This window comes from Ravibacter arvi (assembly GCF_039540405.1).
GTDB classification, from domain to species: domain Bacteria; phylum Bacteroidota; class Bacteroidia; order Cytophagales; family Spirosomataceae; genus Ravibacter; species Ravibacter arvi.
Genome location: NZ_BAABEY010000025.1, coordinates 84,994 through 99,413 on the forward strand (window position 1 = coordinate 84,994; position 14,420 = coordinate 99,413).

The window sequence follows — 14,420 nt, forward strand, 5'->3', positions numbered from 1 at the left end:
TTTCAGTTTTTAAGAAAACGTAAAAGGGATACCGGCAACGGTATCCCTTTTACTATTTTTTGACTTGTCGCCCGGATTATTTGTTTTGATCCGGATCTGTGTACAAGTTGAAGTACTGATCCATCTTCGGTGTGATGATGATTTCTGTACGACGGTTCACGCTTCTGTCAGCGCTGGTAGCGTTGCTTGCTTTAGGCGCATACTCACCACGGCCACCGGCGGTCAGACGAGCAGGATCAACTCCGTATTTTTTCTGAAGAAGACGAACTACTGAAGTAGCGCGTTTCACACTAAGATCCCAGTTATCTACCAGGTTTTCGCTAGCGAACGGAACGTTATCAGTGTGTCCTTCAACCAGGATTTCGATTTGCTTGTAGTCATTCAGGATTTTAGCAACGTTTCCTACTACACCTTCAGCCTGCGCATTGATGATCGAGCTTCCTGAACGGAACAGCATCTTGTCGGAAAGAGACACGTACACTACGCCTTTTTTCACCTCTACCTGAACGTCGTCTTCGCTAACACCTGACAATGAACGCTTCAGGTTGTTTACCAGTACCATGTTCAGAGAGTCTTTCTGCTGGATGCTCTTGTTCAGGTCCTGAATATACTTTCCTTGCTGGTTCAATGTTTCCATTGATTTCTTGATACTTTCAGCACCCTGCTTTGTTACGATAGACAAATCAGAGAAACGATCAAGAACCTGCATGTTTGCTTTTTTCAGATACTCGTTCTGCTCTTCCAACTCTTTCAAACGGCGATTTCTCGCTTCCACCTCGTCAGACTTCTTTTTCAATTCAGTCGACAAACCGGCGGCCCTTGTGTCACAGTCGCTCAAAGCAGTTCTTGCTTTATCGAGCGCTGCCTGGAGTTCACTCTTCTCGTTTTCCAATGACAGAGCTTTCTTCTTGCTCACGCAAGCGCCCATCATAAACACAGCTACAATTGCTACTAAAATACTACGCATAAAATTAGTCAAGATTAAAAGCTTTAATGTTACAAAGAGGTTTTTGATAAATACTATGTTACGCCCAAAAAAGACAGATTTGCATCCGGATTAACACGATCCGCATGCAAAATGCTGCACAAATTTACATAACGTGAGGGTAACATGGGTCTTTTTATTCAGAAATATTAACAATATTCCTGCCAGTCAGCCTTACCTCGCTGCAAATGCACTTCGAAGGGTCTTTTTTTAGGGAATTTTCAAGATCAGGAACTTCCGGCGTGGGTCAGAACGGCATCGACCAGTACGGGTTCCGTCTTGATTTCATGCTGTCCTTGATGTGATTGTAAATCAGGTCGTCCTGCGCTTTTCTGGAAATCTTTCTGCCCTTCAGCTTTTTCGACGGTATGATTTCGTCGCCGACCGGCTTCATTTCTATTTTGTTAGCGGTTATCACCACGTCCCCCTCGTTGATTTCAAGCTCCAGGATAGCCCCGGGTAATCCGTAGTAGGCGCCCGGCCCGACCGAGACCGGGAGGTCATCGGCAAACCAGGCCGTTATCGATTGCTTCTTGATCGTATCCTCCGTAACAGCCATCATACACACATGCCCCTGGATGTCCTTTATTTTGTTCATGATCTTCCAATTGGGCATTTTCAGCGAATCCTCAACCTGGTAAACCCGACCGAGCATTTCGATCCAGTCAGTTTCTTTACCAGTTGCAAAATCCCGGTAAACCACGTACTCATCCTCCTTCCAGCTATATCGTCCGTCCTCGGTCTGTCCCTGTTTCGACACATAGGTATACAAACTTTTGTCGGGGGTAAACACCAGCTTCATATCCTTGTCATACTTGTCGTTGGCGCCCCAAGTCAGCTTGATCCGGTCCTTTTCCTCCTTGCTCAGATAGTCAAGTCTCGAATAAATGCGCGTCCAGTAATTAGACTTGGTATAGGTAATTACCCCTTCCATCCTTTGCGCATAACCGGTAGCCGCCTGGAGAACGAGTAAAACAAAGACGGAAAGTTTAATAATATTCTTCATACGAGATGGTAGGTTTGAGGTATGAGGTATGAGGTATGAGGTGTGAGGTATGAGGAATCAACCGCTCACACCTTACAGCTCACACCTCACCTCTGTCAGTAATAGTTATTACGCTGCATTTTAGCCGTTATACCCCGCATGTTGTAGGTAAAACCGAGCATGAAATAGCGGCCGAGGGTCTGAACCTGCTCCCGGGAGCTGAAGTTTTGCGAAGTATAGACCCGCACTCCCTGGTTTTTGTTAAACAGGTCGAAGGCGGTTAACCTGATTTCCCCTCGCTTATTTTTCAATATCAATTTATACAAGGCCAGGTTTAAAATCGGTTGATCGAGGTAGAAGCCCTGGCGCGGGTTTTTGAAAATATTATAGTTCAACGCGCCGTTCAGGTAAATTTCCTTGGGCATTTTAAGATTCATTTCGCCGCTGTAAGTAATATTGGAGATCTTCTGGTTCTGAGAGGTACTCACCGAATATTTTGTATTGTTTACATTCCACCTGGCGCTAGGATAGAATGTAAAATTCTGGCTCGGTGTAACGTCAAAACCTATCCTGACCGGAACGCCGAAAGTGCGGGTTTCATTGTCTACACCATTGATGGGTGTCAATTGATAAAACTGCGAGATTCCCCCATCCACACGGAACGTGAGCTTGGTTTTGACCAATGGGATACTCGAATAAACGTTCAGGTTGACTCCCTGCCCCCCGGAAATATTCTGGGGTTTGGTGTAAGTCACGAGCTTCGAGTCAACTGTTTGTGCATAAATAATTTGGTTCTCGCGGTAGTTGTAATTCCCCCAAAGCCCTATACTGAAAAACGAACCGGAGTTAAAATAGTTAAGATTGATGTAGGCATTGTGTTGGGTCTCCGGACGCAGCCCCGGGTTCCCTTCCCGTATGAACAACGGGTTGCTGTTGTCTACAAAAGGTTGCAGATCTACAATATTCGGCAACCGCATAAATGGCGAATAGTCAACATAAGCCCTTAGGTTCCTGGTAATCTGGTGACTGAAGGACACATTTGGAATCCAGCCGAAATAAGACTTGTTGATTGATGCCGGCTCGGAATTTCGCCCGTAAAATCTTCCGTTTAACCCGAAATGCTGCGCGGCAATACCCACGCTCATGTTCAACCCAAGGTGTGTGTAACGCAACTTGGTTCCGCCACGGTTGGAGTAAAATTCGTTGGTATAATCCCTCGAGAGAAAATCATTGGGAATATTCCCATTGTCTGCTACGTCAAAGACCGCTCGCTCCACTTCTGACTTTGAAAGCCCGAAATTGTAAAAGGTCTCAATGAAAAATTTCTTACCGATCGGTTCCACATACTGAGTCCCGGCCTTTATCTGGTTGTTGAGACTTTCGGTATCGTTGTGCTGGTTAAGCACATAGATGGAATCTCCGACAATCGGCGTCGCTCCAAAAAATGTATTGTGCGCAAACTGATCACCCAGGTTTGACGAATTGTTGATATTATATTGCCCACTTACCGCCCAGCTCCGCCCCTTTTTGCGGAACTTGTGGTTGTACATCAGCTTGGTATTGATCAGGAACGACTCAAAAGAGCCGGCATTGTTTCTTTTGGATAAATTCCTCAGTCCTCCTCCATCTAAAAAATACTGTTCAACGCCATCGTACCGGTTGTTGCCGTTGCCAATCCTGATCTGATTTTCCACCACGATCGTGTTCAGGGAGTCAAGCTGTTTTTCGAAGCGGATGGAAGTCCGATGATTACGATTACGGTTGATCTGGCTGTTTTTATCGTCCGACCGGTAGCTCAATTGATTGAGAAAATTCTGCTTTTCCGTAAAGGCATCCAGCGTCTGCCTGGTTTGGTTGTAATAGTAATAAGTACTGAATTTGGTCTTCTTGGTTTCGTAGTTATAGTTCACTCCACCCGCCCAGTTTTCTGAAAAACCCCGGTCACGATTGCCGCCCCAGTCCACGTCTATACCCTCATACATGTCCCAGCCACCACCAAAACCGAATTCCCCACCACCCCAGTTGAATGACTGGCTGCCACGGAAATCCTGGTAGTCATCGCGCGAGATACCGGTTTGATTTACATTATTTCCCATCCCGATCACGGCCAATTGGTTTTTATCGTCAAACCGGTTGTAATTGACCTTTCCCATGGCACGCTTGTCAGTCCCCAGTCCGAGTGTTGCCTTTCCGAATCCACCCTTTTTATGACTGTCTTTCAGTTCAAGGTTGACGGTTTTCTCCCGTTTTCCGTCATCGACCCCTGTGAGGCGCGCCTCTTCGGTTTTGCTGTCAAATACCTGGACTTTTGTGATCGCTTCAGCCGGCAGATTCCGGGTAGCCGCCTTGGGGTCGTCCCCGAAGAACCGCTTTCCGTCTACCGTTACACGTTTTACTTCCTGGCCCTGCGCCTTAATGTTCCCCTCCTGGTCCACTTGAACTCCGGGCAACCTTCGCAAAAGGTCCTCTACACTGGAGCCCGGCGGCACTTTGAACGACGATGCATTATACTCCACCGTATCTCCCCTGATGCTCAACGGTGCCCGCGCCGTCTTGATAACGACCTCCATCAGGTCCTTGTTGAGAACCTTCATTTTTATGGTACCGAGATCCAGCAAATTGCCTTCCGGCGCCTTGAGAAGCTGCTGAAAAGGGAGATATCCTACGTAGTTCACTTTGAGCAGGTAATTGCTCCGTTTTACGTTCCTGAATTCAAGCGCGCCTTTGTCGTTGGTACGACCAAATGTAACCAGCGCCGAGTCTACCGGATTGAGGAGCATCACAGTGGCATGAGAAAGCATCCCGCCTGTGGTATCGGCGACAGCGCCTTTTATCGTGTATCTTTCATTTTGTGCGTGTACCTGCTGGAGGATCAGCAAAAACAGCAAGGGTAGGATTTTTCTCATGGAGTATAATAGCTAGGACAAAGTCAACATAGATAAATGACGAATGGAAAGCTCAAATAGTTGCATATCAATTTTCAATAAAACGCAATAGCATGTAAACAGCGTCCAACAAAACTAATAATTTAGTTTTAAGTCGGAAATAATTTTAACATTATTTAGAAAAATAATGGGAGCCCGCCACGGCCGATTACAAAGTTGGACGCGGTGGCAGGTTAAACAGACGGATCCGGAATGACTCGTCCGCAGAATGGGGTTAAATGTTGAAATATAGAACGAACCCCTGAGGAGCAAACTACACGAAATACCACAATCAAAAGCACAACAAAAAAAATAGCCCTGATTATCAGATATTTACAGACAACCCCTCCGGATGGAACATTTTTATTATTATATTTGGCATGTGAGGTTTGCTATCAGTCAACTCTGACTTAGGCAAACCAGCAATCACAGATAGAGGAGGGTTTACACGAAATGGTCCACTGTACTTACGGTGGACCATTTTTATTTTCTTTCGGTCCTGAAACCAGCATCAAGGGCTATTTCAGAGACACCTTGCGAAGCGACGACGGTACATGGAAATCAGGTTTCGTGGTAGCAGGATTTACCCACGTCAGCCAGTTTTCCTCCACAACCGAATCCCGACGGCTGAACTCGGCCCGATAGGCGCCCATATAAAGCACGCCGGCAGTGCCGAGATTTTCCAGGAAATCGACGGGTACAATGCCTTCGACAGCATAGCCCCCTTCCTTTCTCCGGGCCGCTACACGAAACCCCACCGGCGGTTCCCAATCGTAATCCATTTTCCGGTAATGCCGAGCCGCATACGACAGTACCCTGCCGGCTGCATCGACCTCAAAACAATAGTATGCTCCCATGTTTTTATCCTTTGAAAAAAACAACTCCACACGATCGCCCTTCTCGATATCCCGTTCCTTTCGGAAATCATTTGCCAGGATCACCTCGTTATCTCTGACGTCAAAGTGGAAATACAGGCCGTCTGCACTGTACGCCAGAGAAAGAGCGGTTGCCGGCTCCACTTCCCTGTTCCAGGGATTCACAAAACCGGTGACAGGTTGCACGGCCTGCCAGAATTTTTCGTCACGCCGTCCATCGAGGACCGGCTGCTGACCCTGGATATGAGCCACCTTGTACACTTCCTCACTGGCGCCGCAGGAGAAAACAAAACAAACGCAGAAAAGAAAATATTTCATTTTTTGAGATGGGACCTGCAGGGTTACAGAGAAGTTGAGATTTTATCGGGCCGCTCGCTCCCAGAGCTGAAAATGAAAGGTCCCGTCCTTTTCCTCAACAAGATGCGGGTAAAAGAACAAATCAAAACGCTGATGATGGTCGAGGGTCGATTGCATGAAATTAATCGCATCGTCCAGGGTCTCCCCCTTATCCGGTATCAGTTCCTGTGTGGTTCCGTTTTTCCAGCTTTTTACCTGCTCGGCTTGTAATGCTTTCATGACTGTTCAGGTTGGTTAGACCGAAAAGGTATCATTTTTAAATCTGAAATAACTAAAACAGGCCGGAAAAACAGGCTCGGCTCAGATTACCTGGTCGTCCCTTTTTTATTTGCCCCTAAAGTCTCCTCGGGCCCATACTGCCCACTTTATGTCCGAGACAGGCTACAATAATCAGGAGGTTACAGAATATAGACATCTCTCTCATGGTATCCCCAAATACCATATGGACGAGATAAGGGAGAAAAAACAGATACCTGTATTCGTGTTTCATATCCGGCGCTTAGCCTTACAATAATAGGGATTAGACAGTAAAAGAACAAGAGATAAATAAGCCACTAATTCTATAGAAGCGACACTGGCTTTTTGGGCCTAAATAAACAACATTTAGCTTTAAAACTGGCTGATTATCCAACACTTGTAAGGTTGCAGGACCGAAAAGGTTTCGACGGGCTCACCCACCCCCCGCAGCACCATCCGGACGGCGCCGCGCCCTTCGAAGACCTTTCTATACTTGGATGTAAATTTAATAAAGCCGAGACGCTGTACTTTAGTTGCAGAGAATTCACGAATAAGGTCGGTCATTCCCAGAAAGAAGTTTTTTGCGAAACACCTTGAAGTGGAGATGACGACTTGGTTCATAAAATCAGCACAATACCTGGTGATAAGCATATTTAACCGGTTTTTATACCCGTAACAGATAATGGTAGGTGGGTAGCCGGAGGGGGTGGTCGGACGGTCATCCTGAGAAAAAAGCAGTGGAGCCGAAGGATCTCCCGTTGCTATAAAAAACTCCTCTGAAAGGGGTTTGGTGCTGGAAGCGGGAGATCCCTCCATTCCGCTGCGCTTCAGTCGGGATGACCCTACGGCCGGCGTACCCATCCCAATTCGTAAATTCTGTACAACGAAGTGCAAGTGCCTGATCGTCACACGCTGGGTTTCTATTGAGTTTATGTTCAAGGATAAAAGGCCTTCGACAAGCTCAGGCACCCTCCTTCGACAAGCTCAGGCACCGTCCGGAGGGCACCATCCGGAGGACACCATCCGGAGGGCACCGTCCGGAGGACACCGTCCGGATGGTGGGTGAGCCCGTCGAACCCTTTTTATGCCCCAAACTCACAGCCTTCGGATGTTCAAACAGGGCAAAATCAACACTTGAAGAATTTGTTGTACACCTAAATCAGGTCGTCCGGCCCGCGGGAATTCGTGGCGAATGTTGCAGATCAAACAAAAAAGCACTTAACATTTCTGCTAAGTGCCTCGTTTTCAAGTGATCCCGTTTGGATTCGAACCAAAGACCTACTGCTTAGAAGGCAGTTGCTCTATCCAGCTGAGCTACGAGACCCTACACTTGTTTGCTAAAAAAACAGGCAGATAGCAGTATAACAAGTTACTACTAACTGCCTGTTGTCGGGAAGACAGGATTCGAACCTGCGACCCTCTGGTCCCAAACCAGATGCGCTACCGGGCTGCGCTACTTCCCGATTCCTACTCCAACTCTTTCGTTGTTTCTGAATACGGATGCAAAAGTAGCGTTATTCAGGATATTGCGCAAGCAGGGACCCCTAAAAATTTTGTAATATTTTCCCCCACCCACACAATATCCTGAGAACCAATCGCTTTATTTGATCACTCCGATTCTTTTTTTGTAAAAACAGCCAGCGTATGCTGATGCCCCTCCTTTTCACCCGCAAGCGATGCCGTCGCCGTGATCGGACGGCACTCCGGAATCTTCCCGACGGCCACCGTCTTCGCCGGCTCCAGGTTTGCATGTGCAGGTTTCTCCGAAATATGCGGTGCTATTACCAGCGATACAATCGACATCAGCTTGATCAGGATGTTCATCGACGGGCCCGAAGTATCTTTAAAAGGATCACCCACGGTATCGCCTGTCACCGCCGCCTTGTGTGGTTCTGACTTTTTGAAGAACTTCTCTCCGTTGATCATTACACCTTTTTCAAAAGATTTCTTGGCGTTGTCCCAGGCGCCGCCCGCGTTGTTCTGGAAAATTCCCATCAAAACGCCGGAAACGGTCACACCGGCCAAAGTACCGCCCAGCACCTCCGGCCCGAACAGGAACCCGATCACTACCGGTACAAGCAGCGCGATGAGCCCGGGGGCAATCATCTCACGGATGGAGGCCTGCGTTGAAATAGCTACACATTTGTCATATTCCGGCTTCGCCTTTCCCTCCATAATGCCCGGGATCTCACGGAATTGACGGCGCACTTCCTCGACCATTTTCATCGCAGCCCTGCCCACGGCAGCTATGGCCAGCGAAGAAAAAATAAACGGTATCATAGCGCCTACAAACAACCCAGCCAGAACGTTCGCTTTGTAAATGTCAATGGCACTGATTCCGGCGACTCCGCAGAACGCAGCGAACAGGGCCAGCGAAGTCAAAGCAGCAGAAGCAATTGCAAATCCTTTGCCCGTAGCGGCAGTCGTATTTCCCACCGCATCAAGAATGTCGGTGCGCCCGCGTACTTCCTCCGGCAAATGCGACATTTCCGCGATACCGCCGGCATTATCGGCGATCGGGCCAAAGGCGTCAATAGCCAGCTGCATAGCGGTAGTTGCCATCATACCGGCGGCAGCGATCGCCACACCGTATAAACCGGCCAGCTCATAGCTTCCGAAAATACCGGCCGCAAGTACCAGGATCGGAATCACGGTAGACTCCATCCCCACGGAAAGCCCGCCGATGATATTGGTAGCATGGCCCGTCGACGACTGGTTTACAATCGACTGTACCGGGCGTTTTCCCATAGCGGTATAGTACTCGGTAACAATAGACATAATAGCACCCACAACGGATCCCAGCAAAATAGCCAGGAATACGTCCATGGAGGTGAAATCAACGCCGCGTATTGTCAGCACGCTGTCCGGAAGCAGCATCATCGTAATCGGGTAGGCCGCGATCAGGGTAATCACAATAGACCCCCAGTTCCCGAGGTTAAGCGCACTCTGAACGTTTCCATCTTCGCTGTTAATTCTTACAAACAGCATTCCGATGATAGAAGCAATCAACCCGACGCCGGCTATCACCATAGGCAAAAGAATCGGCGCAATCCCGCCAAAGTTATCTGCCGATATTATTTCGCGTCCCAATACCATGGTCGCAAGAATAGTCGCCACGTACGATCCGAAAAGGTCTGCACCCATACCGGCCACATCGCCTACGTTATCGCCCACGTTGTCGGCAATGGTGGCAGGGTTACGCGGGTCGTCCTCCGGGATCCCCGCTTCTACCTTACCTACCAGGTCGGCCCCTACGTCGGCTGCCTTGGTGTAAATCCCGCCGCCTACCCGGGCAAACAGGGCTATTGATTCGGCGCCCAGCGAAAAACCGGCGAGCACCTCCAGTACGCGCTCCATAGCAAGGCCGTTAACGTCCCCGCTGTCGCCTATGAATAAATTATAAAAGACAATAAAAAGAGACCCCAGACCCAGTACGGCAAGACTCGCCACCCCGATCCCCATCACACTTCCGCCTGTAAAAGATACCTCCAGGGCTTTTTTCAAGCTTGTGCGCGCCGCCTGCGTCGTACGCACATTCGATTTAGTGGCTATATTCATACCGATATAGCCGGCAAACGCCGAGACGAACGCGCCTATTAAAAAAGAGAGCCCTATCAGGGAACTCGAGTTTTCAACCAGGGTACCCGAATAACCCAATAATATACTGACCACTACACCAAAGACGATCAAGACCCGCCATTCCGCCCTTAAAAAGGCCAGAGCACCGGCTGCAATCGCATTGGCAATTTCTTGCATACCCGGGTCGCCGGCATCCTGCCTGACTACCCACCCGCGTTTAAAAAACATTACCAACAACCCCGCTAATCCGAGTGCCGGCACCAAGTACGTAACTGTATTCATATATTAATTTTAATAAATAATTGAACTTAACTCGTACAAATATATATTTTCCGTCCTAATAAAAAACCAGGCCACCAACTAATTAAACGAAGAATTAACATTTCTCCGAAATAATCACGCAAGAACAAATAGAATCGAGGTTAGAATCCGCGGTAAAATGGCCAAAATACAAAACAAATACCCTACCGGACAGGCGGGAACGCCCATTGCAAAAACCAGCCATGCTACAACCGGTGAGGTATATAGGTATAAAAAAAGCGGCCCGTAAAAGCCGCCTCCGTTTCAATTTTTCATCCGCCGTAAACGCTCAAGCTCGAGCACTGTAATATTACTCCCTTTAAGCGATATGAGGTTTTCATCCTTGAAATCCGACAAGGTGCGAATGACGGTTTCGGTGGCGGTTCCCACAATTCCGGCAATATCTTCCCTCGACATCGAAACGGAAAACGGGTCTTTCCCCTCTTTGCCATACATCTCATACAAATAGACCAGCGCCTCAGCCACCCGTTTTCGCACAGAATTATAGGCAAGCTTTAAAAGGCTCTCTTCGCGGTCTTTGACTTCATTCGAGAGCATCCGGATAAACTTTCCGGACAAGTTTCGATCCGATTCGAGTAACTTAAAAAAATCATGTTTCGGAATAAAGCTTACCGTTGCATCTTCGAGCGCAACTACCGAATCCTGGTAGGTATTTCCCTTGATCAGGTCTGCATACCCGAAAAAGTCTCCAACTTTGTACAATTCAGTGATATATTCTTTGCCAAGATCGTTGATCCGGCGTGCTTTTGCCCGCCCGCTCTCAAGAAAATAAACCCCTCCCGGATAAGTATTTTCGTTATAGATACTTTCTTTTTTCTTGTAGGTATGGGTCCTTCTGTTTTCAGCCAGGTGCCTCAGTTCCTGGAAATGTCGCACTTCGCCGAGAAATGCGCTTAACCCCTCTGCATTTCTTGAAAATTGTGTTTTCAGAAGCTCGCTTTTATGCAGCCTTACCTCAACGGCCTGCAGAAGCTCCACATCGTCGAAAGGCTTGGTGAGGTAGTCATCTGCCCCGAGGAGCATGCCTTTCCTCAAATCGGATTTTTCCGCCTTGGCCGTCAGAAAAATAAAAGGAATACTCGCTGTCTCCTGTGTGTTGCTCAGCAAATGAAGTACACCGAAGCCATCCAGCTCGGGCATCATAATATCGCAGATGATAAGGTCCGGAAACTCGGTTTGCGCCAGGGCAACGCCTTCTTTTCCGTTCACTGCCGTCACCACTTTGTAGCCGGAGAGCTCCAGAATCTCCTGAGTGTTTTCCCTTACGTCGTCGTTATCTTCTATTAATAGTATTTTTTTCATGTTTGTAGTGAGGTTTGGAAGGGGTGAGCGGTGAGGTTGGAGGTATAAGGGGTGAGGCTCACACCTCATAGCTCACCCCTCAAACTTTTCTTCCTCCTCAGAGGTATTTCCAGAAAAAAAGTAGTTCCCTGTCCGACCTGGCTTTCAACCCGGACGTCCCCGTTCATCAATTCAAGATATTTCTTTACAATATTGAGCCCAAGGCCGGTCCCCTGGACGTTACCGCTGTTATGCGCCCGGAAGAAACGGTTAAATATATGCGGCAGGTCGCTTTCCGGAATGCCGATACCTGAATCCCTGCAGATCACCTTTATCTTGCTTTTGGTAACAATGGTTTTCAGGCTCACGTCTGCACGCGAATATTTAATACCATTTGATACCACGTTGATAATGACATTTTTCATCAGTTGGTCGTCTGCAAAAACAAGAGATTCCCCCTCGTGGGCATACAAAATGTTTTGCCCCGGCTTACATACACCCCTTAGCTCGTCAGTAAGCTGCGAACAGAAAATTTCCAGGTTAAACTGAACGGGAATACTCCGCAGCAAGCCCTCCTCCAGCTTCCCCAACGACAGGAAATCATTCAGTATTTCAGTGAGGTTATTAATGGCCGACTTAATACGCTGAACATGTTTCTGGCGCTTGTCGTCTTCCTCGGTTAGTTTATAGCGCCCTATCAGCGAAACAGACGACAGCATGGTCGCCAGCGGCGTGCGGAACTCATGCGAGGCAATCGTAACAAACTGAGACTTCAGGTCATTGAGTTCCCGTTCGCTCTCCAATGCGCGAAGCACTTCGGCTTTGGATTCATTCAGCTCTTCCAGCGTTTGTGCCAACTCCTGGGTACGCTGTTTCACCCGTGCCTCAAGTTCTGCATTTAGCCTGACAATGGCCTCGTTCGCCTCAAAAATAGCCTTTTCGTGTTTCTTTCTATCGGTAATATCAATAATGAAGCTGACAACAAACTGGCCTTCGCTGGTAGAAAAAGGACTGAGGCTCACTTCTACAGGGAACTCGGAACCATCCCGCCGGAGTGCGAGAAGCTCCCGGCCTATCCCCATCTTCCTGGCAAGCGGCTGGTGCATAAAACCGCTCCTATGGGCCATATGTTTTTCCGAAAACCGCCTCGGTATCAGTAACTCAATACTCTTCCCGATGATGTCCTCGCTAAATTCATACCCGAAAAGACTGAGCGCCCGCGGATTTACCATCGCAATATTTCCCACAGCATTCACAACCACAATCCCTTCAGTAGCATGCTTAAACAGGGAATCCAGCATTTCAATATGTCCTTTCAAAGCTTCGGCTTGCTTGATAAAACTAGTTAACATTCCAAACTTAGAACTAGTTGAAGTCACGGCCAACCTTAACTCCGGTTTTTTTTTATCCAATGCCATACCGCTACAGATATTCAACTGCTGAGCCTTATCCTGAAATTCCACGAAAGCCGATCGTTTATGAAAGCGACTTAATGTTATACCGCCTGACTAAATAACAATTTCCCTGTTTTTGATAACCAGTATTTCTGATCAAACGCCATACAAATATTTCTTAAAAACGACCTGCCGAGGGGTGTTACCAACAGCGCACCGGTGCCCAACTCCAACAGTCCGTCCCGTTCCGCATCCTCCAGTTGGGTGCGCGCAGCCGCCACGAGGGGATCGCCGGGATTCCATTCGGTCTTAAATCTACACATGATGTTAAGAATATGTCTCCGAAGCTCCAGGTCAGTCGGGGACATCAGGTGCCCTTTAAAAAACGGGAAGCGTTTTTCTTCCAGGCTTCCGTAATATTTCTCTACTACCTTTTCATTCTGTACGTACCCTTTCCCTGCATCACTGATCGCAGAAACTCCCAAACCAATCAGCAGCCTGGTGCTGCTGGTGGTATATCCCATAAAATTACGGTGCAGCGTTCCTGAAGCCGCCGCCTTGTTCAGCCTATCCCCTGGAAGAGAGAAATGGTCCATGCCGATCCCGATGTAACCGGCCTCCAGCAAACGTTCACAAGCCGCGCTGTACAGCGCCAGTTTCTGCTTCGGAGAAGGCAAATCGGCCTCCGTGAACTTACGCTGCCCCGGCTTGATCCAGGGCACATGCGCGTAGCTGTACAGTGCTATTCTGTCCGGTCGTAGTTTGCAAACGACTTCGATGGTACGCACAAAGCTGCCATGCTGCTGAAGCGGCAACCCATACACGAGGTCAAAGTTTATAGACTGATACCCCATTTCCCGCGCATCAGCAGTAAGCTTTTCTACCTCATCCCGGGTCTGAAAACGATTGATAATTTCCAGAACTTTGGGATCGAAATCCTGGACACCAATGCTGATGCGGCGGAAACCATGTTGATAAAAAACCCTGAGATGGTCTGACGTCGTATTACCGGGATGTGCCTCGAAACTGAACTCATACCATTCTGCCAGGTCGGCATCCTGCAACAATCCGTTTAACAGGATATCCAGATTTTCGGCACTAAAAAAGGTGGGTGTCCCGCCACCGAAGTGCAGTTCCCTGATGCGGGGGCGTTGGCCGAAAAGTGCCCTGTAGCGCGACCACTCTTTTAATACCGCTGCGATATAAACCTTTTCAACTCCATGATTAATTGTAATACGGGTATTGCACCCGCAGTAAGTACAAAGCCGCTCGCAAAAGGGCAGATGCACGTACAGGCTGATCCCGTCAGAAAGATTGGTGCTTTCAAACGTCTCCTGCACCATGGCTTCCCAACTGCCGCTATCAGGAGGAATTGTATCCCAGAAAGGGACAGTCGGATAGCTGGTATACCTGGGTGCAGGAACGTCGTACTTTTCTAAAAGAGCGGTACTCATTGCTTTCTTATTTTGTCAAAAATATTCC

At 48.1% G+C, this 14,420-nt stretch carries 10 protein-coding genes and 2 tRNA genes; all 12 read right to left on the bottom strand.

Going from position 1 to position 14,420, the window contains the following annotated elements:
- Window positions 1-76: 76 nt before the first annotated feature.
- The 12 genes from ABD852_RS13645 to hemN all read right to left on the bottom strand — a co-directional run bounded on the left by ABD852_RS13645 (window position 77) and on the right by hemN (window position 14,392).
- Window positions 77-967, bottom strand: coding sequence for an OmpA family protein (locus ABD852_RS13645; protein WP_345029792.1), 891 nt, complete (start codon window positions 965-967; stop codon window positions 77-79).
- Window positions 968-1,232: 265 nt separating this feature from the next.
- Window positions 1,233-1,991 (bottom strand): GLPGLI family protein, encoded by a 759-nt coding sequence (locus ABD852_RS13650; RefSeq protein WP_345029794.1) that lies wholly within the window; start codon window positions 1,989-1,991, stop codon window positions 1,233-1,235.
- A gap of 95 nt (window positions 1,992-2,086) precedes the next feature.
- Complete coding sequence (locus ABD852_RS13655; RefSeq protein WP_345029796.1) at window positions 2,087-4,876, bottom strand: TonB-dependent receptor domain-containing protein; 2,790 nt, start codon at window positions 4,874-4,876, stop codon at window positions 2,087-2,089.
- Window positions 4,877-5,412: 536 nt separating this feature from the next.
- On the bottom strand, window positions 5,413-6,087 hold the full coding sequence (locus ABD852_RS13660) for a carbohydrate-binding family 9-like protein (RefSeq protein WP_345029798.1): 675 nt from the start codon (window positions 6,085-6,087) through the stop codon (window positions 5,413-5,415).
- Window positions 6,088-6,129: 42 nt separating this feature from the next.
- Window positions 6,130-6,345, bottom strand: a complete 216-nt coding sequence (locus ABD852_RS13665) for a hypothetical protein (protein ID WP_345029800.1) — start codon at window positions 6,343-6,345, stop codon at window positions 6,130-6,132.
- Window positions 6,346-6,735: 390 nt separating this feature from the next.
- Window positions 6,736-7,302, bottom strand: coding sequence for a hypothetical protein (locus tag ABD852_RS13670; RefSeq protein WP_345029802.1), 567 nt, complete (start codon window positions 7,300-7,302; stop codon window positions 6,736-6,738).
- Window positions 7,303-7,613: 311 nt separating this feature from the next.
- Window positions 7,614-7,687, bottom strand: a tRNA-Arg gene (locus tag ABD852_RS13675).
- 65 nt (window positions 7,688-7,752) lie between these two features.
- Window positions 7,753-7,826, bottom strand: a tRNA-Pro gene (locus tag ABD852_RS13680).
- 145 nt (window positions 7,827-7,971) lie between these two features.
- Window positions 7,972-10,224, bottom strand: coding sequence for a sodium-translocating pyrophosphatase (locus ABD852_RS13685; RefSeq protein ID WP_345029803.1), 2,253 nt, complete (start codon window positions 10,222-10,224; stop codon window positions 7,972-7,974).
- A gap of 282 nt (window positions 10,225-10,506) precedes the next feature.
- Complete coding sequence (locus ABD852_RS13690; RefSeq protein ID WP_345029805.1) at window positions 10,507-11,565, bottom strand: response regulator; 1,059 nt, start codon at window positions 11,563-11,565, stop codon at window positions 10,507-10,509.
- Between the two features lie 65 nt (window positions 11,566-11,630).
- Entirely contained in the window at window positions 11,631-12,896 is a 1,266-nt protein-coding gene (locus tag ABD852_RS13695; protein ID WP_345029807.1) for a PAS domain-containing sensor histidine kinase, read from the bottom strand.
- Window positions 12,897-13,039: 143 nt separating this feature from the next.
- The gene (gene hemN / locus ABD852_RS13700; protein WP_345029809.1) at window positions 13,040-14,392 is read right to left on the bottom strand and encodes an oxygen-independent coproporphyrinogen III oxidase; all 1,353 of its coding nucleotides are present in this window, start codon (window positions 14,390-14,392) and stop codon (window positions 13,040-13,042) included.
- Window positions 14,393-14,420: the final 28 nt, after the last annotated feature.

Bases quoted from the DNA above. Each gene is read 5' to 3' on its own strand.
- ABD852_RS13645 (WP_345029792.1), bottom strand. From the start codon at position 967: ATGCGTAGTATTTTAGTAGCAATTGTAGCTGTGTTTATGATGGGCGCT.
- ABD852_RS13650 (WP_345029794.1), bottom strand. From the start codon at position 1,991: ATGAAGAATATTATTAAACTTTCCGTCTTTGTTTTACTCGTTCTCCAG.
- ABD852_RS13655 (WP_345029796.1), bottom strand. From the start codon at position 4,876: ATGAGAAAAATCCTACCCTTGCTGTTTTTGCTGATCCTCCAGCAGGTA.
- ABD852_RS13660 (WP_345029798.1), bottom strand. From the start codon at position 6,087: ATGAAATATTTTCTTTTCTGCGTTTGTTTTGTTTTCTCCTGCGGCGCC.
- ABD852_RS13665 (WP_345029800.1), bottom strand. From the start codon at position 6,345: ATGAAAGCATTACAAGCCGAGCAGGTAAAAAGCTGGAAAAACGGAACC.
- ABD852_RS13685 (WP_345029803.1), bottom strand. From the start codon at position 10,224: ATGAATACAGTTACGTACTTGGTGCCGGCACTCGGATTAGCGGGGTTG.
- ABD852_RS13690 (WP_345029805.1), bottom strand. From the start codon at position 11,565: ATGAAAAAAATACTATTAATAGAAGATAACGACGACGTAAGGGAAAAC.
- ABD852_RS13695 (WP_345029807.1), bottom strand. From the start codon at position 12,896: ATGTTAACTAGTTTTATCAAGCAAGCCGAAGCTTTGAAAGGACATATT.
- hemN (WP_345029809.1), bottom strand. From the start codon at position 14,392: ATGAGTACCGCTCTTTTAGAAAAGTACGACGTTCCTGCACCCAGGTAT.